Origin of the sequence: Streptomyces sp. TLI_146 (assembly GCF_002846415.1) — a bacterium.
Classification (GTDB): Bacteria; Actinomycetota; Actinomycetes; order Streptomycetales; family Streptomycetaceae; genus Streptomyces.
This window is the reverse complement of record NZ_PJMX01000001.1, coordinates 5,984,450-6,009,374: the sequence shown is the minus strand read 5'-3', so window position 1 is coordinate 6,009,374 and position 24,925 is coordinate 5,984,450. Positions and strand designations below refer to the sequence as shown.

Annotated in this window: 20 protein-coding genes; 10 read left to right on the top strand and 10 right to left on the bottom strand. The window is 71.7% G+C overall.

The window, feature by feature from the left end; genetic code table 11:
• Positions 1 to 47 precede the first annotated feature (47 nt).
• The 4 genes from BX283_RS27015 to BX283_RS27000 are packed head-to-tail and all read right to left on the bottom strand — an operon-like array spanning position 48 to position 4,225.
• Complete coding sequence (locus tag BX283_RS27015) at positions 48 to 683, bottom strand: ATP/GTP-binding protein (RefSeq protein WP_101390101.1); 636 nt, start codon at positions 681 to 683, stop codon at positions 48 to 50.
• Entirely contained in the window at positions 664 to 1,068 is a 405-nt protein-coding gene (locus BX283_RS27010; RefSeq protein WP_101390100.1) for a DUF742 domain-containing protein, read from the bottom strand. Before BX283_RS27010 ends, BX283_RS27015 begins: the two co-directional genes overlap by 20 nt.
• A complete protein-coding gene (locus tag BX283_RS27005) occupies positions 1,065 to 1,550 on the bottom strand; it encodes a roadblock/LC7 domain-containing protein (RefSeq protein WP_101390099.1) in 486 nt (161 codons plus the stop codon). The genes BX283_RS27010 and BX283_RS27005 overlap by 4 nt, the downstream gene beginning before the upstream one ends.
• Positions 1,547 to 4,225, bottom strand: a complete 2,679-nt coding sequence (locus BX283_RS27000) for a nitrate- and nitrite sensing domain-containing protein (protein WP_101390098.1) — start codon at positions 4,223 to 4,225, stop codon at positions 1,547 to 1,549. The genes BX283_RS27005 and BX283_RS27000 overlap by 4 nt, the downstream gene beginning before the upstream one ends.
• Positions 4,226 to 4,603: 378 nt before the next feature.
• Here BX283_RS27000 and BX283_RS26995 point away from each other — a divergent pair, with 378 nt between their 5' ends.
• Entirely contained in the window at positions 4,604 to 5,389 is a 786-nt protein-coding gene (locus BX283_RS26995) for a hypothetical protein (RefSeq protein ID WP_101390097.1), read from the top strand.
• 72 nt (positions 5,390 to 5,461) lie between these two features.
• On the opposite strand, the gene BX283_RS26990 is transcribed toward BX283_RS26995, so the two are convergent.
• Both BX283_RS26990 and BX283_RS26985 read right to left on the bottom strand, forming a co-directional pair.
• Positions 5,462 to 5,938, bottom strand: coding sequence for a MarR family winged helix-turn-helix transcriptional regulator (locus tag BX283_RS26990; RefSeq protein ID WP_101390096.1), 477 nt, complete (start codon positions 5,936 to 5,938; stop codon positions 5,462 to 5,464).
• A gap of 116 nt (positions 5,939 to 6,054) precedes the next feature.
• Positions 6,055 to 8,919: a M4 family metallopeptidase gene (locus BX283_RS26985; RefSeq protein WP_373979295.1), complete on the bottom strand. Its 2,865-nt coding sequence runs from the start codon at positions 8,917 to 8,919 to the stop codon at positions 6,055 to 6,057.
• A gap of 439 nt (positions 8,920 to 9,358) precedes the next feature.
• On the opposite strand from BX283_RS26985, the gene BX283_RS26980 reads away from it, so the two are divergent.
• Together BX283_RS26980 and BX283_RS26975 are read left to right on the top strand one after the other, a co-directional pair.
• Positions 9,359 to 10,183: a lysozyme gene (locus BX283_RS26980; protein ID WP_101390094.1), complete on the top strand. Its 825-nt coding sequence runs from the start codon at positions 9,359 to 9,361 to the stop codon at positions 10,181 to 10,183.
• Positions 10,184 to 10,262: 79 nt separating this feature from the next.
• Positions 10,263 to 11,057, top strand: a complete 795-nt coding sequence (locus BX283_RS26975; protein WP_257583889.1) for a serine protease — start codon at positions 10,263 to 10,265, stop codon at positions 11,055 to 11,057.
• A 135-nt stretch (positions 11,058 to 11,192) separates the two neighbouring features.
• Here BX283_RS26975 and lon read toward each other — a convergent pair whose 3' ends face one another.
• Positions 11,193 to 13,604 (bottom strand): endopeptidase La, encoded by a 2,412-nt coding sequence (gene lon, locus BX283_RS26970; RefSeq protein WP_101390093.1) that lies wholly within the window; start codon positions 13,602 to 13,604, stop codon positions 11,193 to 11,195.
• A 166-nt stretch (positions 13,605 to 13,770) separates the two neighbouring features.
• On the opposite strand from lon, the gene BX283_RS26965 reads away from it, so the two are divergent.
• Together BX283_RS26965 and BX283_RS26960 are read left to right on the top strand one after the other, a co-directional pair.
• The gene (locus tag BX283_RS26965) at positions 13,771 to 14,427 is read left to right on the top strand and encodes a GNAT family N-acetyltransferase (RefSeq protein WP_101390092.1); all 657 of its coding nucleotides are present in this window, start codon (positions 13,771 to 13,773) and stop codon (positions 14,425 to 14,427) included.
• A complete protein-coding gene (locus tag BX283_RS26960) occupies positions 14,424 to 14,969 on the top strand; it encodes a hypothetical protein (protein ID WP_101390091.1) in 546 nt (181 codons plus the stop codon). The genes BX283_RS26965 and BX283_RS26960 overlap by 4 nt, the downstream gene beginning before the upstream one ends.
• On the opposite strand, the gene BX283_RS26955 is transcribed toward BX283_RS26960, so the two are convergent.
• Positions 14,928 to 15,764 carry a rhomboid-like protein gene (locus BX283_RS26955; RefSeq protein ID WP_180357262.1) on the bottom strand — a complete coding sequence of 279 codons (837 nt, stop codon included), beginning with the start codon at positions 15,762 to 15,764 and terminating at the stop codon, positions 14,928 to 14,930. The two genes, BX283_RS26960 and BX283_RS26955, sit on opposite strands and share 42 nt — an antisense overlap.
• Positions 15,765 to 15,976: 212 nt before the next feature.
• Here BX283_RS26955 and BX283_RS26950 point away from each other — a divergent pair, with 212 nt between their 5' ends.
• The 4 genes from BX283_RS26950 (at position 15,977) to BX283_RS26935 (ending at position 22,739) form a co-directional block, all read left to right on the top strand.
• Positions 15,977 to 16,663 (top strand): spermidine synthase, encoded by a 687-nt coding sequence (locus BX283_RS26950; RefSeq protein ID WP_101390090.1) that lies wholly within the window; start codon positions 15,977 to 15,979, stop codon positions 16,661 to 16,663.
• An 84-nt stretch (positions 16,664 to 16,747) separates the two neighbouring features.
• Complete coding sequence (locus BX283_RS26945; protein WP_067163879.1) at positions 16,748 to 17,485, top strand: response regulator transcription factor; 738 nt, start codon at positions 16,748 to 16,750, stop codon at positions 17,483 to 17,485.
• Positions 17,482 to 18,642, top strand: coding sequence for a cell wall metabolism sensor histidine kinase WalK (locus BX283_RS26940; RefSeq protein WP_257583888.1), 1,161 nt, complete (start codon positions 17,482 to 17,484; stop codon positions 18,640 to 18,642). The genes BX283_RS26945 and BX283_RS26940 overlap by 4 nt, the downstream gene beginning before the upstream one ends.
• A 296-nt stretch (positions 18,643 to 18,938) precedes the next feature.
• Positions 18,939 to 22,739, top strand: a complete 3,801-nt coding sequence (locus BX283_RS26935) for a multifunctional oxoglutarate decarboxylase/oxoglutarate dehydrogenase thiamine pyrophosphate-binding subunit/dihydrolipoyllysine-residue succinyltransferase subunit (protein WP_101390089.1) — start codon at positions 18,939 to 18,941, stop codon at positions 22,737 to 22,739.
• Between the two features lie 70 nt (positions 22,740 to 22,809).
• On the opposite strand, the gene BX283_RS26930 is transcribed toward BX283_RS26935, so the two are convergent.
• Together BX283_RS26930 and BX283_RS26925 are read right to left on the bottom strand one after the other, a co-directional pair.
• Positions 22,810 to 22,992 carry a DUF6191 domain-containing protein gene (locus BX283_RS26930; protein ID WP_101390088.1) on the bottom strand — a complete coding sequence of 61 codons (183 nt, stop codon included), beginning with the start codon at positions 22,990 to 22,992 and terminating at the stop codon, positions 22,810 to 22,812.
• A 99-nt stretch (positions 22,993 to 23,091) separates the two neighbouring features.
• Complete coding sequence (locus BX283_RS26925) at positions 23,092 to 23,787, bottom strand: hemerythrin domain-containing protein (protein ID WP_180357261.1); 696 nt, start codon at positions 23,785 to 23,787, stop codon at positions 23,092 to 23,094.
• Between the two features lie 333 nt (positions 23,788 to 24,120).
• On the opposite strand from BX283_RS26925, the gene BX283_RS26920 reads away from it, so the two are divergent.
• The gene (locus tag BX283_RS26920; protein WP_257583887.1) at positions 24,121 to 24,816 is read left to right on the top strand and encodes a gamma-glutamyl-gamma-aminobutyrate hydrolase family protein; all 696 of its coding nucleotides are present in this window, start codon (positions 24,121 to 24,123) and stop codon (positions 24,814 to 24,816) included.
• The last annotated feature ends 109 nt before the right edge of the window (positions 24,817 to 24,925 follow it).

Sequence of the window (24,925 nt, the reverse complement as noted above, 5' to 3'; positions counted from 1 at the left end):
AGATACGTGAGCAAATACGGGAGCAAGTGAGCTGGGGGCGCGCCCCGTTACTCCGGCAGTTCTTCGAGCGCGTGCCCCACCAGCGCCAGCAGCGACTCGATCACCGTGATCTTGTCGCGCGCGTCCATGATCACCACGGGGATGTGCGGCGGCACCGTCAGCGCCTCCCGTACGTCCTCGGGGTCGAACGACTCGGTGCCCTCGAAGTGGTTGACCGCCACGATGTACGGCAGGTCGCAGCTCTCGAAGTAGTCGAGCGCCGGGAAGCAGTCGGACAGCCGCCGGGTGTCGGCGAGCACCACCGCGCCGATCGCCCCGCGCACGATGTCGTCCCACATGAACCAGAACCGCTGCTGCCCGGGCGTGCCGAACACATACAGGACGAGGTCGTCGTCGAGCGTGATGCGGCCGAAGTCCATGGCCACCGTGGTGGTGGTCTTCTGCGGGGTCGAGGAGAGGTCGTCCGTGCCCTCGCTCGCCTCGGTCATCACCGCCTCCGTCTGGAGCGGGGTGATCTCCGAGACGGACGACACGAACGTCGTCTTCCCCACGCCGAAGCCGCCCGCCACCACCACCTTCGTGGCGATGGGGGCCCTGGTGCGGTCCTGCTGCCAGGGCCGCAGCTCCTCCTCGACGGGTACGGCGGGTTCGGGCGCCAGGAGTTCAGAGGCGGCGGAGTCCACTCATGACCCTTTCGAGCAGCGCGCGGTCGGGCCGCCCGGGGCCGTGCCCGGTCCCGTACACACGGATCCTTCCCTGGTCGGCCAGGTCGCTGAGCAGCACCCGGACGACCCCCAGCGGCATCCTCAGCAGCGCCGAGATCTCCGCGACCGTACGCATCGCCCGGCAGATCTCCACGATCGCCCGCATCTCCGGCATCATCCGCAGCGGCGAGCCGCCCAGCGCCTTGCGCTCCTCGGGCGCCTCGATGGCCGCGACGAACGTCTCCACGAGGAGCACATGGCCGAAGCGGGTGCGCCCGCCGGTGAGCGAGTACGGGCGGACCCGCGCGGCTTTGCGGCCGCTGCCCCGTATCGGCAGCTTCGGGGCGGATGCGGACGAGGTCACTGGACGGCCTCCATCGACTGGCGCAGCTCGCTGCGGAGTTCGGGGGTGAGCACGTGTCCGGCGCGGCCGACGAAGAGGGCCATGTGGTAAGCGACGACGCTGACGTCGCAGTCGGGCGTGGCGTGCACCCCGAGCAGCGAGCCGTCGCTGATCGCCATGACGAAGACGCTGCCCTCCTCCATCGCGACCACGGTCTGCTTGACGCCGCCGCCGTCCATCAGCCGCGCGGCACCGTGGGTGAGGCTGCCGATGCCGGAGACGATGGTGGCGAGGTCGGCGCTGGAGCCGCGCGGCCCTTCGGGGCGGGGCTCCGTGCGGGCGGGCCGCTGGTCCGGGTCGGACGAGAGCAGCAGCAGACCGTCCGAGGAGACGACCGCGACGGAGAGGAGTCCCGGCACCTCCTCGACCAGGTTCCGCAACAGCCAGTGCAGATTGCGGGCTTCGCTGCTCAGTCCGAACGTGCCGGTGCCGGTCGCAGTCAACTGCGTGCCTCCTCGACTGTCTCCCCCGTCTGTGGCCTGGATGCCTTCTTCTCTTCGACGTGTGCTTCGCTCTGTGCTTCCTGGATCTCGGTCTCGGCGTGCCTGCGGCCCTCCAGGGCGCCCTGCTGGAACCCGCCGAGCCGCCGCCGCAGCGCGTCGGCGACCTCCGCGCCGCCCTTGCGCGGGGCCGGGGCGGTGGTGCCCGCCTTGACCACCTTCGGGGTGCGCTTGGGCAGCCCCTTGTCGGTGACGCGCTGCGCGGGGACGGTGGTCCGGGGCTCGGCCTCCGCCGTCACGGCGGGCTGCTCCGGCGCGAGCCGCGGCGTCGGTTCCGGCGTCGGTTCCGGCGTCGGTTCCGGCGTCGGGAGCCGCATCTCGAACGTCGGCTCGTCGACCCGCTCGTGCGTGTCCGCCTCCGCCTCGGCCTCCGCCTCGGCCTCCGCCTGCGGCGCGGGGGCGGGCAGCGGGATCTCCCCCGTGCGCTCCGTCCGCTCGGGCAGCACGTTGGAGTTGGCCTCCGCCAGCGCGCCCGGCAGCGTGAAGCGCGGCGCGTCGCCCGGTACCGGCGCCACGTGCGGCGGCGCGGCCGGGGGCGTCTTCGGCAGGATCGCCTCGGGCAGCACGACCACGGCCGCCAGCCCGCCCTGCTTCTGCTCGCGCAGTTCGATCCGCACCCCGTGGCGGCGGGCGAGCAGCGCGGCGACATGCAGCCCGAGCCCTCCGGCCTCGGTGCCGGGCTCTCCCGGCTCGTACGTCGACGGGTCCGCGAGCCGCATGTTGAGCTCGGTGCGGCGCGCCGGGCTCACCCCGATGCCCTCGTCCTGGACCGAGAGCATCACCTCGCCGCTCTCCAGCTGCCAGCCGGACAGCTGGACCTGGGCGTCCGGCGGCGAGAACGAGGTGGCGTTCTCCAGGAGCTCGGCGACCAGGTGGCTGAGGTCGTCGGCGGCGAACCCGGCGACCTGGGCGTGCGGCGGCAGGGCCTGGATGACGACCCGCTCGTACCGCTCGATCTCGCTGACGGCGGCCCGCAGCACATCGACGAGCGGGACCGGTCCCGGGTGGTTGTGGTGGTGCTCGGCGCCCGCGAGGACCAGCAGGTTCTCGCCGTGGCGGCGGATGACCGTGGCCATGTGGTCGAGCTTGAAGAGCGTGGCGAGCTGGTCGGGGTCCTGCTCGCGCTCCTCCAGGCCCTCGATGATGCCGAGCTGCCGCTCGACCAGGCCGAGGCTGCGCAGACCGAGGTTGACGAAGGTGTGCTGCACAGTGCCGCGCCCCCGCTCCAGCTGCGCGGTCAACTCCCGTACGGACTCGGCGAGTTCGGCCCGTTCGACGGCGAGCGCGGTCTGGCCCTCGCGGGCGGCGGCCAGCTCCGCGCCGAGGGCGTCGGCGCGGCCCGCGTGCTCGCGCAGCCGGTCGTGCAGGGCGTTGAGGGACCGTACGGCCTGGGCGAACTCGTCGTTGCGGCCGGTGAAGCGGACCGGCTCCTCCGTCTCGGGGGCCGCGGCCAGCCGGGCCGCGCCGCGCCGCAGCACGGCGAGCGGCCGGGTGAGGCTGCGGGCGGTGCCGGAGGAGACGCCGACGGCGAGCAGCAGCAGGGCGCCGATGAGCGCGACCCGGAGTTCGAGGTCGCTCACGTCGTCGTCGCGCAGCGCCTCGAACCGCTTCACCTCGGCCGTGGCGAGCGCCGACTCGGTGCCGCGCATCCGGTCGATCCGCGCGGTGAGTGCGGCGGCGACCTTGTCGGCGCCCAGCTTGCGGTCGGAGGCGCTGAGTTGGGGCTGGTCGGTGAGGCGGGCGAGATAGCGCTCGGCGGCGTCCACGTCCGGGCCGGTGACCGTGGTGGAGAGCTTCTCGCGCGCGGTGGGGGCGGCCGCCTGGTCGAAGTCGGCGAGCGCGGACTGCTCGCGCACCCGCGCCTGCTGCCCGGCGGCGCTCAGGGCGTCCCGGGTGCGGCCCTCTTCGCCGTCGGCCGCTTCCTTCTGTACGTACCGCCCGGAGATCGGGTCGTAGACCGTGGTGCCGGGCTTCTGCGGCACCGAGAGCGCGGCGACCAGCAGGCCCCGGGTGGCGGAGGCCTGTTCGACGGCGCGGCCCAGGTCGGCCGGGGCGCGGGTGGCCTCGGCGGCGCGCGGCGGCGTCTTGTCGGCCAGCTCGTCGGCGAGGCCGAGCAGCTTGACGATCACGTCGGAGTACGTGCGGTGCGCCTCCAGGGCGGTGCCCTTGCCGGTGAGGGCGGTGCGGCGCAGGGAGGGCACGGTGGCCAGGTCGCGGCCGAGGGCCGCGGGGGCCGTGGCGCGGATCTCATCGATGCGCCGGTCGACGCGGGTGGCGCGGTCCTTGAGGGCGGCGTCCTTGCGCGGGTCGCGGCCGCCCGCGATGTACGCGCCGACGTCGTCGCGTTCGTCGGCGAGGGCGTGGGCCAGGGTGACGGCCTGCTGGTTCAGCTCGGCCAGGGTGACCAGGTTCTGGGACTCGTTGAGGTCCGAGGAGGCGGTGAGCAGCGTGGGCGCACCCGCGCCCAGGACGGTGAGCGAGACCACGGCGACCGAGGTGACCAGCCGGGTCCGTACGCGCACGGGGCGTCCGGCGCCCGCGGTGTCCGCGGCGCCCTCAGCGCCCGCGGCGCCCTTGTCGGTCTCGCCGCCCTTGCCCCGAGGCCGCTTGTTCTGCACCGGTGCTCTCAATCTTGACTCGTCCACCCATGAAGCCGAGGTGACGACCGGTCATGCGTCTTGTGCGTCGTGTGCGACGCGTTCCCACCCCTGCACGGCTTCCGACCATTCCAGTGGTTTTCGGAAGGAGGCATGCAACATCCACTCCGCCACCCGAACGAGTGAACAACACTCGGGAGTTGGCCATCAACTCCCGCGGAATGGCCGCCACCGCTCGCGCGGAAGGCCGGTTGGAACTTCCGCGCGGCCTTTGGCAGGATGCCCGCCCACAGCTTCCCGACGGGCCGTCGGGCCCGGCCGGAGCCGCGTGACGGCCCGGTGGTCCAGGCCAATTGGCCGCCATGAAGGCCGCGTGGAGGCGTCGTGCAGACTGGCCGTATGCGCATCGAACTCGCCACGACCCCCGGTGACCCCGCACGCCCCAACGAGGACTGGGCCGCCACCGTGCTGCCCGCCGCCGGACGGGGCGGGGTGCTGGTGGTGCTCGACGGGGTGACCCCGCCGCCGGGCAACGGCGACTGTGTGCACGACGTGCCCTGGTTCACCGCGCGGCTCGGCGGCGCTCTGACCGAACTGTCCGGTTCGCGGCGCGACATACCGCTGACCGCGATCCTCGCGGAGTCCATCAGGCGCACCGCCGACGCCCACCGCGGCACCTGTGACCTTTCTCACCCCCGTACGCCTCAGGCGACGGTGGTCGTGGCGCGTTGGGACGAGGAGGTCGTGGAGCATCTGGTGCTGTCCGACTCCGTGCTGCTTCTCTCGTCGCCCGACGGGGTGGTCCGGGCGGTGCTGGACGACCGGCTCGACCGGGTGCCGCGGTCCGCGCTGGTGTCGGACGAGGTGGCCGACGCGGTCGCCCGTAACCGGGAGGGTGGGTTCTTCACGGCGGCCGCGGACCCGTCGGTGGCCTCGCGGGCGGTCACGGGCCGCACCCCCGTACGGGATGTACGGGCGCTGGCCGCCCTGTCGGACGGGGCGTCGCGGTGGGTCGAGACGTTTCGCGAGGGCGACTGGGCTGGATGTCTCTCTCTGCTGCGCAAGGCCGGGCCGCAGGGGTTGATCGACCGGGTGCGGGAGCTTGAGCGGGGTGACGTGGACCGTACGTATCTGCGGCGCAGTAAGACGCACGATGACGCCACCGCCGTGTACGTGGAGCTTTGAGTCGCGACTGCGGGCCGGTGGGGGCTGGGCGCGCCCGCGCGGCGGAGCCGCAAATGTCACCGCCCCGCGCCCCTAACGGGGCTGCGTCCCCGGTTCCTGCATGTCCGCCCTCGCGTTCAGCTGGTGCAGCAGCCGCGCCAGTTCCGCGATCTCCTTGCGGTCCCAGTCGGCCAGCTTGGTGACGTACTGGGCGCGGCGGGCGTCGCGGACGCGGCGGAAGCGGGCCAGGCCCTCCTCGGTGAGGCGGACCAGCGAGGCGCGGCCGTCGGCCGGGTCCGGCTCGCGCGCCACCAGGCCCAGGTCCTCCAGGGCGCGCAGCTGGCGGCTCATGGTCGCCTTGCCCACGCCGAAGTACGCGGCGAGCTCGGTGGCCCGCTGCGGGCCGCCCTCCTCCAGGCGCACGAAGAGCCCGTAGGCCGCGGCCTCCAGCTCCGGATGGACCGCGCGGGCCATCTCGCCCGACGACGCCCGGGCACGCCTCAGGAACACCGCCAGCTCGCGTTCGAGTGCGAGAAACTCCTGGTCCGGACCGTGCACATCAGCTCCCATCCCACGCTGTCCCGACGGGACAGTATTTCCCAGTCCCCGTGGACAGGGGCCCCCGGCGCCGAGCACCGGGGGCCCTTTGGCTCAATTACGCGTCATGCGGGGAGCCCATTCAGCATTCAGCAGGTGCCGGCCGGCCGCTCCCGGGTGACCAGGTCCGTCCAGCCGGTGGTGCCGTCCAGCCAGACGACCTGGCGGCCGCCCGCGGCGGACGGGTACAGCTGCTCGCCGCGGTTGCAGGAGAGGCGCTCCCTGCGGGTGCCGTCGGCGCTGAGCTGCCACAGCTTGGGCAGGGTCTCATTGCGGTACTGGGTGTCCGGCAGCAGGGTGTTCACCGTGACCGCGTCGTCCGACGCCGTCAGGTCGAACGGGATCAGCGCGCCGGGGCCGGACTCGGCGCTGATGTCCACCGTGCCGGTGCCCTCCAGGGTGGACCGGCGCACCGCCATCTGTCCCTGGTCGGCCGGGTTCTCGTCGACCAGCCAGAACACGTTCTTGCCGGTGATGCCGGTCTGGCCGATCCCCTGCGGCTCACCGAGCTGCTGGGCGAGCTGGGTCTTGCCCGTGGCGATGTCGTACGTCTCGGTGCCGATCCGGTAGTCGGTCGCGCCCGGGTAGAGCTTGGCGTACGCGATCCTGCCGTTCTTCAGCGAGGGCAGTCCGGTGCCGAGCTCGTAGCGGCCGCCGTCCACCCAGGTGGGCTCGCGGTCGCCGGGCTTGAGGAAGCCGACGTGCCGCCCGCCGAACGGGTCGAAGGACTCGAAGACCACCGTGCCGTTCTCGACGTGCAGGTTCTGGACGTTGGTGTACGAGGTGTACAGCGTCTTGATCGGGCCGCCCGCGATCGGGCGGGAGAGGATGTCGAGGCTGGACGTGCCGAACGCGGCCCACACCACCGTCTTGCCGTCGGTGGCCGGATACACGTGGTAGCGGCCGTCGTTGGGGCTGATCAGCTTGGGCGTGCCCTTTCCGTCGACGCGCCCGGCGTAGACCGAGTAGGCCTCGCTGCCGTCGTCGTTGGACTTGGACGTGGCCCACCAGCCGCCGCCCGCGGCCGTTCCCGTACCGGCGATGTTGAGCTTGCCGAAGAGGCGGTCGGAGTCGACGCCGATGGCGTTCTCCCAGCCGGGCACGATGCCGTGGGCGTTGAACGACCGCTTGACGACGTTCTGCTGCTTCGCCGACAGCCCCAGGTCCTTGGCGGCCGCGACGACCGCGTTGCGGGCGTCGGTGTAGCCGTCCAGCGGGGTCATGTACGTGGAGAGCGCCTTGTAGACCAGCCGGTCCGCGAGGAAGGGGTCCTTCGGGTCGAGGTCCTGGCGGATGTCCCACAGGGCGCCCGAGATGATGGTCGAGTTGAGGTGGACGCCGCCGTTGTCGGTGCCGAAGGTGACGCCGAGGTAGTCCTTGGCCGTGGTGCGGCCGTCGTTGAGGTCGCGGAAGGCGCACTCGCGCGGCTTGGCGGTGCGGCACAGGTTCTCGCCGAGGAGCCCGGAGTCCGGGTCGTCCATCTTCGTACCGCCGGCGGTGACGTCGATGGCGTTGCCGAAGTAGTCCGCGAGCGCCTCGTTGAGGGCGCCGGACTGGCCCGCGTAGACGAGGTTCGCGGTGTTCTCGACCACGCCGTGGGTCATCTCGTGGCCGACGACGTCGAGGTCGGCGGAGAGCGTCTTGTACTGCTCGTCCCCGGCGCCGTACACCATCTTCTGGCCGTCCCAGAAGGCGTTGACGAACGGGCCGCCCGCGTACGTCACACCGACCAGCGAGTTGATGGTCATGCCGCGCCCGTCCAGGCTGTCGCGGCCGTGCACCTTCTTGTAGTAGTCGTAGACCTGCCCGGCCGCCCAGTGGGCGTCGACCGCGCCCGCGGCGGTGGCGTCGCCGCTGTAGTCGGGGGCCGCGTTGGTGAACTCCTTGAGCCCGGCCGGCCAGCGGCCCGAGGCGTCGTCGACGTCGACCGCGCGCGCGTCCCAGGTGTGCAGGGTGTTCTTGCTGGTGGTGGCCATCCGCGCGTAGTCGACGAGGCTGTACTGCTTGGCCGCCTCGTCGAAGTAGATGTCCAGCGGGACCTGCTCGCCGCTGTACTTGACGCCGGTGCCGCTGGTGCCGGGGTGGGTGGTGGCGGCGGGCGCCTGCCGCGCGGCGGCGGGCTTCGCGGCGGTGGGCTTCGCGGCCCCGTCCGCGGGCTTCGGCGCGGTGATCGTCTTGATCAGGCTGTACTGGAGTACCGGGAAGCCCGCGTGCGCGTCGACGTACACGTCCTGGAGGACCGGCCTGCCGGTGGCGGTGTCGGTGCCGCGCACGGTGACGCGGTAGGTGAGGATGCCCGCGCCCTTGGGGACGACGACCAGGCCGCCCGCCTTGCCGCTGAGGGCGGCGGCCGCCTTCGTCTTCGCGCCCTCGGCGGGCTGGACGTCCTTCTTGCCGAGGGTGGCGCCGCCGATGCGGGCGGCGACCGAGGTGACGGCCCGGCGCACGGCGACGTCCTCGGCGACGGTCGCCCGGGTGCCGGCGGTCAGACCGGTGAAGTACTTGCCGGAGGTGCCGGTGACGACGCGCTTGCCGTCCTTCTTCTCCATCCGCACCACGTACTGGCCGCCGAGCACCTCGACGCCATGGTGCTTCTGCTGAAGCCGTACGGTCTCGTCCGCGCCCTGCTTCAGCGTCTGTACGGGGGTGAGGTCGCGGCCGGGGTCGGCTATCCGGTAGCGGCTCTCCTTGGCGGCGAGGTGGCTACGGGCCGCGTCGGCGGGCGCCGCCTTGGCGTCGGCGCTCTCGTGGAGGCCGTCGACGAGGGCGGGGGTCTCGGTGCCGCTGCCGGGCACGACGTCGGCGGCCGGCGTCTGCGTCCGTGGCGCGGCGTGGGCCGCCGGTACCGCGGTGGCGAGGAGGGCGGCGGCCCCCAGGAACGCGGCCACCCCCGCGCCCGTCCTGCTCCCCCGGGTGGTGCTTGCTCCGGCTCTGCCTGCTCTGGGCTTGTGCAAGGTCTTTCCTCCACGGGCCGTTGCGAGGTGCCTCCCGCGAACGGCGTCGGCCGCACAGGGGAGGCCGGTGGCGCCGGTGGGCGCCGACTGGTCATGACCATGCAAGCCTGTGGGGCATGAACTCCTCAATGGGGCATGTGAGTTGACATGAGGACTTTGGCGCGAATGCGACCCGGCGGACCGGACGGGGAGGCGGGCGGCACGGCGGGAGCGGCCGGCGGACCGCCAACTGCCCACGGCTGAAAGTTATTTGCAGCGACGCGTGGTCGGCGCAGCTCGCACCGGCCTCCGTCGTCCTGCCAGAGGCCTGGGCCAATGACAGTTCCGGAACCTCTTTCGCGTCACGGTCTACGTGCGTAGCTTTTCCCGTATGACATGTCCACAACGACATGTCGATTCCCCGGCACGTCCCCCCACCCACGCCTTTCGGAGGCACGCAATGCCCGTGCACAGACCCGGAACGGCCCGCCGCGGTCCCCTCGCCGCGGCCGGAATCCTCCTCTCGGCCCTCGCCCTCCTCCTCACCGCCCCCGGCATCTCCGGCGCGGCCCAGACCCCCGCCCGTGGCTCCGCCACCATGGGCATGGGCGTGGCCGCGCACGACGGCACCGGCGGCCCGCCCCGCTCCACCCGCGCCGTCCAGACGGAGGGCGTCGACACCAGCAGCCACAACGGCAACGTCGCCTGGAGCACCCTGTGGAACAGCGGGGTGAAGTGGGCCTACGTCAAGGCCACCGAGGGCACGTACTACACCAACCCGTACTTCGCGCAGCAGTACAACGGCTCGTACAACGTCGGCATGATCCGCGGCGCGTACCACTTCGCGACGCCGGACACCACGAGCGGCGCGACCCAGGCCAACTACTTCGTGGACCACGGCGGCGGCTGGTCGCGCGACGGCCGTACGCTGCCGGGCGCGCTCGACATCGAGTGGAACCCGTACGGCGCCGCCTGCTACGGGCTCTCCCAGGCCGGGATGGTCAACTGGATCCGCGACTTCGTGAACCAGTACCGGGCCCGCACCGGCCGTGACGCGGTCATCTACACCGCCACCAGCTGGTGGACCCAGTGCACCGGCAACTCGGCCGCCTTCGGCTCCACCAACCCGCTGTGGATCGCCCGCTACAACACCGACCCGGGCACCCTTCCGGCCGGCTGGGGCTACTACACGATGTGGCAGTACACATCGTCGGGCCCGACCGTCGGCGACCACTCGAAGTTCAACGGCGCCTACGACCGGCTCCAGGCACTGGCCAACGGCTAGTACGCCACGGCCCCCGGCGCGCCGACGCGCTCCGGGGGCCTCACCGCGCCGCGTCCCGTCATACGACAGGATGGTCTCCATGCGCGTGCTGCGAAGGGTGGGGCGGGTGTCCGCCGCGGGGATGCTGGCCCTGGTCACGGGGTGCGGCTGGTCGTCGGCCGCGTCGGCGCCCCAGCAGGACCGGCCCGACGAGGTGCCGCCCGCGCCCGCTCCGCAGTCGTCCGCCGCCGCGACGTCCGGGCTGCCGTCCGTGGGCGTGCTGGTCGACGGCGACAGGCACTGGTGCACGGCCAGCGTCGTCGCCAGCCCCAAGGGCAACGTCGTCGCCACCGCCGCGCACTGCGCGGACGCCGGGACGGCGGGCTCGATGGCGTTCGCGCCCGGCTTCTCCGGCGCGGTCAAGGGCTCGTACCCGTACGGGACCTGGAAGGTCAGAGCCGTCCAGACCGACGAGCGGTGGTCCGGGGACGGCGACGACTCCTTCGACTACGCCTTCCTGACCCTGGAGCCGGACGCCCGGGGCCGCAGCGTGCAAAGCGTGGTGGGCGCGGCCCAGCCCGACTGGAGCTCGGGGCCGCGGCGCCGGGTGACCGTCTTCGGCTATCCGGACGAGGACCACAACCCGGAGAACCGGCCCATCGCCTGCACCACCGACACCCGCCCGGACCCCGATCTGGCGAGCGACGTACGGATCGACTGCGCCGGGTTCTGGACGGGCACCAGCGGCAGCCCGTGGCTGGCGGACTACCGGGGGCCGGACCACCGCGGCCGCCTCATCGGGGTGCTGAGCGGCGGCGACACGGATGTGGCGTCGACGGCGGTGCTGTTCGACTCGCATGCGCGGGGGCTGTACGAGCGGGCGGTGCGAGCGTAGTGCGGGGAGTGCTTCGTCTGCGGACCGTGGGTGGCTGAGCGCGCAGTTCCCCGCGCCCCTAAATACCTAGGGGCGCGGGGAACTGCGCGAGCAACCCACCACGGGCCGCAGACGAACACCGGGCCAAACCGGCCGCTACGCGGCCACCGGCACCCGCACCTCCGCCGGGGACAGCGCGATCTCCAGGACCTGGCGGACGTCGCTGACCGGGTGGACCTCCAGCTTCTCCAGGACCTCCGCGGGGACGTCGTCGAGGTCCGGCTCGTTGCGCTTGGGGATCACCACCGTGGTGATCCCCGCCCGGTGCGCCGCGAGCAGCTTCTGCTTCAGCCCGCCGATCGGCAGCACCCGCCCGGTCAGCGACACCTCACCGGTCATCGCCACGTCGGTGCGGACCAGGCGTCCGCTGAGCAGCGAGGACAGGGCGGTCACCAGCGTGATGCCCGCGCTCGGGCCGTCCTTGGGGACCGCGCCCGCCGGGAAGTGGACGTGCACGCCCCGGTCCTTCAGGTCGGCCACCGGCAGCTCCAGCTCCGCGCCGTGCGAGCGCAGGAAGCTCAGCGCGATCTGCGCCGACTCCTTCATCACGTCGCCCAGCTGGCCGGTGAGGGTCAGCCCCGCCGCGCCCGTCTCCGGGTCGGCGAGCGACGCCTCGACGAACAGGACGTCGCCGCCCGCCCCGGTCACCGCGAGGCCGGTGGCCACGCCGGGCACCGAGGTGCGCCGCTCCGCCGGGTCCTGGGCGGACTCGGGGACGTGGTGCGGGCGCCCGATCAGCGCGCGCAGGTCGTCGGGGGTGACCGTGAAGGGCAGGGCGCGCTCGCCGGTCTCGTGCTGGGCCGCCACCTTGCGCAGCAGCCGGGCGAGCGAGCGCTCCAGGTTCCGCACGCCCGCCTCGCGGGTGTACTCCCCCGCCAGCCTGCGCAGCGCGGCCTCCTCCAGGTCCACCTCGCCGGCGTCGAGCCCGGCCCGCTCCAGCTGGCGCGGGAGCAGGTGGTCGCGGGCGATGACGACCTTCTCGTCCTCGGTGTAGCCGTCCAGGCGGACCAGCTCCATACGGTCGAGCAGCGCCTCCGGGATGGCCTCCAGGACGTTGGCCGTGGCCAGGAAGACGACGTCGCTCAGATCGAGCTCGACCTCCAGGTAGTGGTCGCGGAACGTGTGGTTCTGCGCCGGGTCGAGGACTTCGAGCAGGGCCGCGGCCGGGTCGCCGCGGAAGTCGGAGCCGATCTTGTCGATCTCGTCGAGCAGCACCACCGGGTTCATCGACCCGGCCTCCTTGACGGCCCGGACGATCCGGCCGGGCAGCGCGCCCACGTACGTACGCCGGTGGCCGCGGATCTCGGCCTCGTCGCGGACGCCGCCGAGGGCGACGCGGACGAACTTGCGGCCCATGGCGTGGGCCACGCTCTCGGCGACGCTCGTCTTTCCCACGCCGGGCGGGCCGACGAGCGCGAGCACCGCGCCCCCGCGCCGCCCGCCGACGACGCCGAGACCCCGGTCGGCGCGCCGCTTGCGGACCGCCAGGTACTCGGTGATGCGCTCCTTCACGTCCTCCAGACCCGCGTGCTCGGCGTCCAGGACCGCGCGGGCGCCCGCGATGTCGTACACGTCCTCCGTCCGCTCCTGCCACGGGAGTTCCAGGACGGTGTCCAGCCAGGTGCGGATCCAGGAGCCCTCGGGGGACTGGTCGCTGGAGCGCTCCAGCTTCTCGACCTCCTTGAGGGCGGCCTCGCGGACCTTCTCGGGGAGGTCGGCGGCCTCCACCCGGGCCCGGTAGTCGTCGGACGCGTCGCCCTCCGACTCGCCGTTGAGCTCGCGCAGCTCCTTGCGTACGGCGTCGAGCTGGCGGCGCAGCAGGAACTCGCGCTGCTGCTTGTCCACGCCCTCCTGGACGTCCTTGGCGATGGACTCGGCCACGTCCTGCTCGGCGAGGTGCTCGCGCAGGTGCTCGGTGGCGAGCTTGAGGCGGGCGACCGGGTCGGCGGTCTCCAGGAGCTCGACCTTCTGGGCGGTGGTGAGGAAGGGTGAGTAGCCGGAGTTGTCGGCGAGGGCCGAGACGCCCTCGATCTGCTGGACGCGGTCGACGACCTGCCAGGCGCCGCGCTTCTTCAGCCACTCGGTGGCGAGCGCCTTGTACTCCTTGACCAGTTCGGCGACCTGGCCGGGCAGGGGGTCGGGGACGGTCTCCTCGACCGTGGTGCCCTCCACCCACAGGGCGCCGCCCGGGCCGGTGGTGCCGGCGCCGATGCGCACCCGCGCCACACCGCGGATGAGCGCGCCCGGGTCGCCGTCGGAGAGCCGGCCGACCTGCTCCACGGTGCCGAGGACGCCGGTCGCGGCGTAGGCCCCGTCGACGCGCGGGACGAGCAGCACCCGGGGCTTGCCCGCCGAGGGGCCGTCGGCCCGGACGGCCGCCTGGGCGGCCTCTACGGCGGCCCGCACCTCGGTGTCGGACAGATCCAGCGGCACGACCATCCCGGGCAGGACGACCTCGTCGTCGAGCGGCAGCACAGGCAGGGTGAGCGGTGCGGACGAGTGAGCCATGATCTCCCCTTCGGCAGTCAAGTTGAGCTATGCCGACTCAATGCATGTGAGCCAAGGAATGTTCCCCACCGGCTGTTCGCTCTGAGCGATCACCTCTTGTAAGAGTCGTAGAGCGATAGGGACTATTACTCACATCGGCTCTATCGCTATTACGGGGAGGACAGCCATGGAATCCGTACCGGAGCTCGTCGAGGCCTGGACCAAGGGGTGGGTCGTGTCGCGCGGCGCGGCGGCGCCGGTCGCCGAGCCCTGGGGCTGGACCATCGACGTCGGCCAGGTCAAGCAGGTCTCCCGGCACGTCCTGCCCGAGCCCGACGAGGCCTCGGTGCGCAAGCTGGTCGAGGCGACCACCGCGCCCGGCACCTGGCTGAAGCTCTTCGCGGAAGGCGACACGGTCCGGCCGTGGCTCGGCCCCGGCTGGCACAGCGACGAGCCCGGCTTCCTGATGACGGTGCCGCTGGCCCCGGCCCCCGCCGAGGTCCCGGCCGGTTACACGCTGACCCGCTGGACCACCGGCGGCGTGCTGCGCGTCCTGGTGCGCACCGAGGCGGGCCACTTCGCCGCGCGCGGCCAGATCGCCCCCACCGGCGCGACCGCCGTGGCCGACCAGATCGAGACGTCGCCCGAGCACCGGCGCCGCGGGCTCGCGAGCCTGGTCATGCGCACGCTCCAGAGCGGCGCGCACGCGGCGGGCGCCACCACCGGCGTCCTGGTGGGCACCCCCGACGGGCAGGCGCTGTACACATCGCTCGGCTGGACGACGCATTCGCCGATGGCGAGCCTGTACTTCGCTCCCACCGATCCGGCATCCTCGGCTGCATGAGCCACACGGGCAGGACCTGGACGACGACCGGAGCGCTGCTGCTCGTCACCTTGCTCGCGGCGACGGCCTGCGACTCCACGAGCTCCCCGGCGGACGGCGCCTCCAAGTCGACCGCCCCGGCGCCGAGCGGCACCCTGAGCGCGCAGACCCCGCCGCCGAGTTCGCCGCCGCCCAGCTCGCCGGAGAGCGCCACGCCCACGCCGCCCGCCCAGCACGCGCAGCTGCTCAAGATGGTGGTGAGCGGCGGGTTCGCGGGGCTCCACAACGAGCTGGTGGTCAAGGAGGACGGCTCGTACACCTCGACGAGCCGGGACGGGAAGACCACCACCGGGACGCTGACGCCCGACGCCCTGGCCAGGCTCCGCACCGCCCTCAAGGACGCCGACTTCGCGCATCTGCCGCCGCGCCCGACCGGGCGCCCGATCGCCGACGCGCTGATGTACCAGTACACGTACGAGGGACACGTCGTCCTGACCGACGACATCCACCAGGGCCCGGCGCTACGGAACGTACGAGCCCAGCTGCCCGTCGGCTACCGCTGACGGCTCGTCGGTACGCCCGGACCGGCGCCGGTCCGCCCGGCGCAGCACCGGCCAGCAGACGACGCCGACGAGCAGGGCGGTCGGATGGCCCCAGCTGGCCAGCGGATCCACCATGTCCAGCAGGTCCTGGATGAGCAGCACGGCCATCACGCCGAGCAGCGGCCACCGCAGCAGCGGGGGCAGCAGCCCCGCGAGCGCGCCGACGCTCGCCATCAGGCCGAAGCTGATGCCGTAGTCGAGGCGGTGCAGCGAGGAGTCCGGCAGCTGTCCCGCCATCACGGAGACGCCCACCGGCACCTCGGTCACCAGCGTCGCCACCACATGCCCGAGCAGGAACACCCCGGCCGTGCGCACCCCGCCGACGCGGCGCTCCAGGGCGGTGAGGATGAAGACGAAGCCGACGGCCCACGGCGAGGAGATGCCGCCCGCGATCCACAGCGCGCTGGCGAGCAGCACGAGCACGGGGGTGCGGCTGAGGTGCTGCACATCGGTGCTGGAGCCTTCGAGCAGCGTGCGGACCGTGTCCGGGTCGCCGACCTCCACGTACAGCGACGTGAGGAGCAGCAGCAGGGTGTACGCGAAGGTGAAGGGCGTGCCCGTCGGGGTCGGCAGCAACTGGACGGCGCGGCGCAGCAGTCCGCGCACCTGCGGACCGGCGGGCGTCCCGGCCGCCGCGGGGCTCTTCGCGATGTCCCCGCCCTCCGGCGTCTCGTCGCCCGTCCGCCGGGCCGTCGGCCGCTGCCGCGGGATGCCGTCGAGCAGCCGCGCGTGGTCCCGCGCCGTTCCAGGGTTCACCGGTGAGGCCCCTTCCACCGGGCGCCGCACACACGCCCGGAACCACAAGCCGCGCCGGTGATCGTCCGGCCTTGATGCTTACGCTTGTACAACGCTCACCCTCTGCGAACGCTCCCCTTCACGTCTATGACTTGTGCCACATTGGACAACCTTTGACGCAGGCCGCGCGTCGGCCTCCGAGCCGTTCGCTCCGCTTTCGAGGAGGTCCTTGCATGTCCATCGCCGACCCGATCGCCGTCCCGGTCGTACTCGACCGGCGCGAGGGGCCGTACGGAGAGGTCGTGCTCCGGCGGCGCGGCCCGCACTTCGAGATCATCGCCAACGGCACGTTCCTGATGGACACCTCCGACGGGCGCTCGGAGCGGCTGCTCGTGGACGCCGCGCGCGACGCGCTGCCGGCCGGCCGCGAGCGGCCCTCGGTGCTCATCGGCGGGCTCGGCGTCGGCTTCTCGCTCGCGCACGCCGCCGCCGACCCCCGGTGGGGCCGGATCGCCGTGGTGGAACGCGAGTTGGCGGTCGTCGACTGGCACCGCTCGGGGCCCCTGGCACCGCTCTCCGAGGCCGCCCTGGCCGACCCCCGCACCGAGGTCCTGCACACCGATCTGGTCGCGTACGTGACGAGCGCCCAGGACACCTTCGACGCGCTCTGCCTGGACATCGACAACGGGCCCGACTGGACCGTCACCGAAAGCAACGGCAGCCTCTACTCCCCCGCCGGTCTCGCGGCCTGCCGGGACCGGCTCACCCCCGGCGGAGTCCTCGCGGTGTGGTCCGCGCAGCCGTCCCCCGCCTTCGAGGAGGCTCTCCGTAATGCCGGATTCTCCGGGGTTAGGACCGAAGAGATCACAGTTGCCCGGGGCGTCCCTGACGTGGTCCATCTCGCCGTTCGCCCTGCGTAGCCGGGACGCGGCCGGTGCCTCTAGTCTCTGACGGACACAGGGGATCACCCCACGGATCCCCGGAAGCAATATCAGGGCGGGGCGATGGAGCAGGCACACACCACCCACAACGGCGTCGCGGCGACCCCCGGCGCCCAGCGCCGGGTGCTGGTCGTCGAGGACGACACGACGATCGTCGACGCCATCGCGGCACGGCTGCGGGCCGAGGGCTTCCAGGTCCAGACGGCCCTGGACGGCCCGGCCGCCGTGGACACGGCCGAGGCGTGGCAGCCGGACCTGATGGTCCTGGACATCATGCTGCCGGGCTTCGACGGCCTGGAGGTCTGCCGCCGGGTGCAGGCCCGCCGGCCGGTCCCGGTGCTGATGCTGACGGCGCGCGACGACGAGACGGACATGCTGGTCGGTCTGGGCGTCGGCGCGGACGACTACATGACCAAGCCGTTCTCCATGCGGGAGCTGGCGGCCCGGGTGCACGTGCTGCTGCGCCGGGTCGAGCGGGCCACGCTCGCGGCGGCCACCCCGCGCACCGGGATCCTGCGGCTGGGCGAGCTGGAGATCGACCACGCGCAGCGCCGGGTCCGGGTGCGCGGCGAGGACGTGCACCTCACCCCGACCGAGTTCGACCTGCTGAGCTGCCTGGCCAACACCCCGCGCGCGGTGCTCTCCCGCGAGCAGCTGCTCGCGGAGGTCTGGGACTGGGCGGACGCCTCGGGCACCCGTACCGTGGACAGCCACATCAAGGCGCTGCGCCGGAAGATCGGGGCCGAGCGCATCCGCACGGTCCACGGCGTGGGCTACGCACTGGAGACCCCGGCGCCATGAGCCGGGCGGCGGCCGGGGCGGTGAACGGGCGGGCCCGGCGGAACGGGCCGGGCGCCGGGGCCCGCGACCGGGTGCGCGAAAGGCTGAGGGGCGGCCTGAGGGAGGTTTCCATCTCCATCAAGACGAAGCTCGGCTCACTGGTCGTGGTCTCGGTCTTCATCACCACCGGGCTGCTGATGGTGGCCGTGCAGACCCGCACCGAGCTGCGGTTCATCACCGTCTTCTCGGTGATAGCCACCCTGCTCATCACCCAGTTCGTGGCGCACGGCCTGACCGCGCCGCTGGACGAGATGAACACCGTCGCCCGGGCGATCTCGCACGGCGACTACACCCGCCGGGTGCGCGGCGACGGCCGCCGCGACGAGCTCGGCGACCTCGCCTCCACCATCAACCGCATGGCGGACGACCTGGAGGCCGTGGACCGCCACCGCAAGGAACTCGTGGCGAATGTCTCCCACGAGCTGCGCACCCCGATCGCGGCGCTGCGGGCGGTCCTGGAGAACGTGGTGGACGGCGTCTCGGCCGCCGACCCCGAGACGATGCGCACGGCCCTGAAGCAGACGGAACGGCTGGGGCGCCTGGTGGAGACCCTGCTGGACCTGTCCCGCCTGGACAACGGCGTCGTCCCGCTGCGGGCGCACCGCTTCGAGGTGTGGCCGTATCTGTCCGGGGTGCTCAAGGAGGCCAATCTGGCCGCCTCCCGGCGCGGCCTGTCCTCCGGGTCCGGCAACCACACGCGTACCGACGTCCATCTCCACCTGGACGTCTCGCCGCCCGAGCTGACCGCGCACGCGGACCGGGAGCGGCTGCACCAGGTGGTGGCGAATCTCATCGACAACGCGGTCAAGCACTCGCCGCCGCACGGCCGCGTCACCGTACGGGCCCGGCGCGGCCCGCAGCCCGAGTCCCTGGACCTGGAGGTCCTGGACGAGGGGCCGGGCATCCCGAAGTCCGAGTGGCACCGGGTCTTCGAGCGGTTCAACCGGGGCGACGCCTCGGCCCCGCACGGGCCGGGCAGCGACGGCGGTACGGGCCTGGGCCTGGCGATCGCCCGCTGGGCGGTGGATCTGCACGGCGGCCACATCGGCGTGGCCGAATCATCACGCGGATGCCGCATCCAGGTCACCCTTCCGGGCGTACCCCGGACGACGAATTGACGTAGGGTTCGAACCGGAAGCAGACATTCGCGCGGCGCAGCCGCTCCAGTGGAGCCGCTGCAAGCGGGGTGTGAGTGGTCAGGGGATGCGGCTCCAGCGGGGTCGCAACCGCGCTGTGGCGTACCCACTCGCCAGCCGAACCTGATCTGTTTCCCGCCAAATCCTGCCCTGAAACTCGCTTTCCGGTGTGACTTACGCGACTGTGGCACGCCCGGTCTGCACCTCCAGGCCAGGGAGGCGTAGCCTTTATTTCCGCTGTCCATCACCTTGTGAAGCGGAAGAGGGCGGTTGCCGCCGTGTCGTCTCAGTCCCCCAGTAATTCGAGCGTCTCGACCGACCAAGACGGGCAGGGCAAGAACCCTGCAGCCGGCTTCGGTGCCAATGAGTGGCTCGTCGACGAGATCTACCAGCAGTACCTCCAGGACCCCAATTCGGTCGACCGTGCCTGGTGGGACTTCTTCGCCGACTACAAGCCGGGTGCCTCCGGCACGGCGGACAAGCCTGTCGCGGGGGCTCCCGCCGCAGCCGCGGGGGCTGCGGTAGCCACCCCTGCCGCGCCCGCCGCTCCGGCCCCGGTCACCCCGGCGCCCGCCGCCCAGGCCCCGGCTCCGGCCGCGCCCGCGCCGGCCCCCGCCGCCCAGGCCCCCGCCGCTCCGGCGCAGCCCGCCGCGGCCGCCCCGGCCCCGGCGAAGCCCGCGGCCAAGGCTGCCCCGGCGACCGAGGCCCCGGCCGGTCCGGAGTACGTCACGCTGCGCGGCCCCGCCGCCGCCGTGGCGAAGAACATGCACGCCTCGATCGACGTCCCGACGGCCACGTCGGTGCGCGCGGTCCCGGTGAAGCTGCTGTTCGACAACCGGATCGTGATCAACAACCACCTGAAGCGCGCCCGGGGCGGGAAGATCTCCTTCACCCACCTCATCGGGTACGCGATGGTGCAGGCCATCAAGGCCATGCCGTCGATGAACTACTCCTTCACGGAGAAGGACGGCAAGCCGACCCTGGTCAAGCCGGAGCACATCAACTTCGGTCTCGCCATCGACCTGGTGAAGCCCAACGGCGACCGCCAGCTGGTCGTCGCGGGCATCAAGAAGGCCGAGACGCTCAACTTCTTCGAGTTCTGGCAGGCGTACGAGGACATCGTCAAGCGGGCCCGCCAGGGCAAGCTGACGATGGACGACTTCTCCGGCGTCACGGTCTCCCTGACCAACCCCGGCGGCCTCGGCACCGTCCACTCCGTGCCGCGTCTGATGCCCGGGCAGTCGGTCATCATGGGCGTCGGCTCGATGGACTACCCGGCCGAGTTCCAGGGCACCTCCCAGGACACCCTGAACAAGCTGGGCATCTCCAAGGTGATGACCCTCACCTCCACGTACGACCACCGGGTCATCCAGGGCGCCGCCTCCGGCGAGTTCCTGCGGATCGTCGCCAACCTGCTGCTCGGCGACGACGGCTTCTACGACGGCATCTTCGAGTCGCTGCGCATCCCCTACGAGCCGGTCCGCTGGCTCAAGGACATCGACGCCTCGCACGACGACGACGTCACCAAGGCCGCGCGCGTCTTCGAGCTGATCCACTCCTACCGGGTCCGCGGCCACGTCATGGCCGACACGGACCCGCTGGAGTACCGCCAGCGCAAGCACCCCGACCTGGACATCACCGAGCACGGGCTCACCCTGTGGGACCTGGAGCGCGAGTTCGCGGTCGGCGGCTTCGCCGGCAAGTCCCTGATGAAGCTGCGCGACGTCCTCGGCGTGCTGCGCGACTCGTACTGCCGCACCACCGGCATCGAGTTCATGCACATCCAGGACCCCAAGCAGCGCAAGTGGATCCAGGACCGCGTCGAGCGCCCGCACTCCAAGCCGGAGCGCGAGGAGCAGCTGCGGATCCTGCGCCGTCTGAACGCGGCGGAGGCGTTCGAGACGTTCCTGCAGACCAAGTACGTCGGCCAGAAGCGCTTCAGCCTCGAAGGCGGCGAGTCGGTCATCCCGCTGCTCGACGCGGTCATCGACAGCGCGGCCGAGTCGCGCCTGGACGAGGTCGTCATCGGCATGGCCCACCGCGGCCGCCTGAACGTCCTCGCCAACATCGTGGGCAAGTCGTACGCGCAGATCTTCCGCGAGTTCGAGGGCAACCTCGACCCGAAGTCGATGCACGGCTCCGGCGACGTCAAGTACCACCTGGGCGCCGAGGGCACCTTCACGGGCCTGGACGGCGAGCAGATCAAGGTCTCGCTCGTCGCCAACCCCTCGCACCTGGAGGCGGTGGACCCGGTCCTGGAGGGCGTCGTCCGCGCCAAGCAGGACGTCATCAACAAGGGCGGCACGGACTTCACGGTCCTGCCGGTCGCCCTGCACGGTGACGCGGCCTTCGCGGGCCAGGGTGTCGTCGCCGAGACCCTGAACATGTCGCAGCTGCGCGGCTACCGCACCGGCGGCACGGTCCACATCGTCATCAACAACCAGGTCGGCTTCACGGCGGCGCCGGAGTCCTCCCGGTCCTCGATGTACGCGACCGACGTGGCCCGCATGATCGAGGCCCCGATCATCCACGTGAACGGCGACGACCCGGAGGCCGTGGTCCGCGTGGCCCGCCTGGCCTTCGAGTTCCGCCAGACGTTCAACAAGGACGTCGTGATCGACCTCATCTGCTACCGCCGCCGCGGTCACAACGAGGGCGACAACCCGCAGTTCACCAACCCGCAGATGTACAACCTGATCGACAAGAAGCGCTCGGTGCGCAAGCTGTACACCGAGTCGCTGATCGGTCGCGGCGACATCACCCTGGAAGAGGCCGAGCAGGCGCTCCAGGACTTCCAGGGCCAGCTGGAGAAGGTCTTCGCCGAGGTCCGCGAGGCCACCTCGCACCCGGGCGAGATCCAGTCCCCCGAGCCGCAGGCCGAGTTCCCGGCGGCGGTGAGCACCGCGGTCTCCCAGGAGGTCGTGAAGCGCATCGCCGAGTCGCAGGTGAACATCCCCGAGCGGATCAAGGTCCACCCGCGGCTGATGCCGCAGCTCCAGCGCCGCGCCGCCTCCGTCGAGGACGGCACGATCGACTGGGGCATGGGCGAGACCCTGGCCATCGGCTCGCTGCTGATGGAGGGCACCCCGGTGCGCCTCTCCGGCCAGGACACCCGCCGCGGCACCTTCGGCCAGCGCCACGCGGTCCTGGTCGACCAGGAGACGGGCGAGGACTACACCCCGCTGATGTACCTCACCGAGGAGCAGGCGCGGTACAACGTCTACGACTCGCTGCTCTCCGAGTACGCGGCGATGGGCTTCGAGTACGGCTACTCGCTGGCCCGTCCCGAGTCCCTGGTGATGTGGGAGGCGCAGTTCGGCGACTTCGTCAACGGCGCGCAGACCGTCGTGGACGAGTTCATCTCCTCCGCCGAGCAGAAGTGGGCGCAGACGTCCGGCGTCACGCTCCTGCTGCCGCACGGCTACGAGGGCCAGGGCCCGGACCACTCGTCCGCGCGCCCCGAGCGCTTCCTGCAGATGTGCGCGCAGAACAACATGACGGTCGCCATGCCGACGCTCCCGTCGAACTACTTCCACCTCCTGCGCTGGCAGGTGCACAACCCGCACCACAAGCCGCTCATCGTCTTCACCCCGAAGTCGATGCTGCGTCTGAAGGCGGCGGCGTCGAAGGCGGAGGAGTTCACCACCGGCGGCTTCCGCCCGGTGATCGGTGACGAGTTCGTCGACCCGAACGCGGTCCGCAAGGTCGTCTTCTGCGCCGGCAAGGTCTACTACGACCTGAAGGCGGAGCGCGACAAGCGCGGCGCGACGGACACGGCGCTGATCCGTCTGGAGCGTCTGTACCCGCTGCCGGGTGCCGAGCTCCAGGCCGAGATCGCCAAGTACCCGAACGCCGAGAAGTACCTGTGGGCCCAGGAGGAGCCGGCGAACCAGGGTGCCTGGCCGTTCATCGCGCTCAACCTGATCGACCACCTGGACCTGGCGGTCGGCGCGGACATCCCGCACGGCGAGCGCCTGCGCCGCATCTCGCGCCCGCACTCCTCGTCGCCCGCGGTGGGCTCGAAGAAGCGCCACGAGCAGGAGCAGGAGCAGCTGGTGTCGGAGGTCTTCGACGCGTAGCGCTCGGCTGTACGGCGAAGGGCCCGGCACCCCGTTCCTCAACGGGGTGCCGGGCCCTTCGGCGTAAGCGCTACTCCTCGTCGGGGACGGGCGGCGGGACCCGTATGAGAACGGTGCCGCTCCCCAGGTCTATCGGCCCCCGCCCGGGGTCCGCGTCCCCCACCTCGTCGAGGGTGATCTCCAGCCGCCGCTTCTCCTCCTCGGCATGCCGCTTCCCAGGCTGGAACAGCTCATTGAGCGCACTACCGAACACGAGCGGTCACCTCCGTGTGGGCTCTCCTGCCCGTACAACGCCGGGAGGCCGCTGTGCGATCCCGATCATGGGGATGGGATGTGCCGCCGTGCCCTGCCGTCAGTCCGACGCGAGCCCCAGCGCCTTCTTGCTGGCCACGTACATCTGGAGCAGCTCGGGGCGGTGGGAGCGGAAGGGCAGGGGGAAGCTGGCGATGAGTTCGTCGTAGCCCTCGGCCAGGTCCGGGTCCTCCAGGAGGCCGAAGACCAGGTGGCCGCCGGACTTGGGGCTGCCCTCGGTGATCGCGGTGCGCAGGCGGTCGATCTCCGGGCCGGGGACGCCGGGGAAGAGGTCGCGTACGACCGGCTCCTCCGTGTCGAGGTGGCCCGCCAGGATGTCGCGGACCTTGCGGGCCGCCGCCGTGCCGGCGTGGGCCGCCTCGGTCACCGCGGCGTCGCCGATCTGCTCGCCCGCCTCGTTGGCCGCCGTCAGGAGCTCCACCGCCCGGCTCAGGCCCTGGAGTTCCCGGTCCAGCTCCGCGTGCTCCTCGTTGAGGGTGTCGAAGGAGGCCACCGACTCGGGGTAGAGCCCGTGCAGGACGGGCCAGAAAAGCTCGTCCTCCGACTCGTGGTGGTGATGCGTGAAGTCGATGAGCCACTGCGTGGTGTCGATGAGTTCCTTGACACTGACCTGGTCGCCGTCGCCGAGACGCTCGAATGCGTTCGCCACCAGTTCCGTTCCCCGGCGCAGGATCGCATGGACACCGAGAAACTCCTGATACATACGGGCGCCGGGGTTCTCTGTCGCGGCCGTCATGGTTGTCTCCCCCATTTATTTGACCGATGGACCGATTGGTCGATGGACCGATCACTTGTCGTGAGGGTACGCAAGGGCATCGCACGCCCCATAGGGGTGTTCGACTGCGATCAGCTCGCAGTTGAACGCGCGCGATGACGGGCCGCTTTCCTCCACAAAGCGGCGGTGTTTCCACGATACCTATTTTGGGATTTCTTCCAAAGAGGCGTTCTCTATGTAATTCTTGATCCAAGCCTCCGTACCCGCTGCGGACAAGTGGAGCGCACCCGAGAAGCGCACTAGTAACGCTCTAGTGAAACTCGATTTCGCTGGAATTGGGAAGGACGACATTCTATGACTCGCCCCGTCGTGGCGGTGACCGCCGATCTGAGTACGGTGAACTGGAACATTTGGGGAGACGTTTCGGTGGCCCTGCTCCCCTGGGAGTACATGGAGAAGGTCCACCAGGCGGGTGGCGCGCCGATTCTCGTACCGCCGATTCCCGAAGCGGTGGACGCCGTGATGGAGCGCGCCGACGCACTGCTGATGAGCGGCGGCGCCGATATCGACCCCGCCCTTTACGGTGCCGAGCGGGAGAAGTTCACGTTTCCCCCGCACAAGGCCCGGGACACCGCCGAGCTCGCCGCCCTCGCGGTCGCCGAGCGGCGCGGGATTCCGGTGCTCGGCGTCTGCCGCGGCCTCCAGCTGATATCCATCATCCGCGGCGGCACCCTCGACCAGCACCTTCCCGAGCACTCCCCCGCCGTCCCCGGGAAGTACGAGCCGCGCGAGATCCAGGTGAAGCCGGATTCGCTGCTCGGCAACGCCCTCGGGCCGACCGCCACCGTCTACTGCCACCACCACCAGGGCATCGACAAGCTCGGCGCCGGGCTTGTCGCCACCGCCTGGTCGGACGACGGCGTCATCGAGGGCGCCGAGGCCGAGGACCCCTCGGCCCCCTTCCTCGCCGGACTCCAGGCCCACGGCGAGCTGGGCAGCGACACGCTCCCCTTGTTCGAGGCCTTCATCGAGGCCGCGCGGAAGAAGTAGCGCGAAGAGGGGCTGGGGGCGGTTCCCGCAGGGAGCCGCCCCCAGCCCCTCCCCGTCCGCACGAACCCGTCCGACACAAAAGCGGCCCGGTCACCGCAACGTCCTTGCG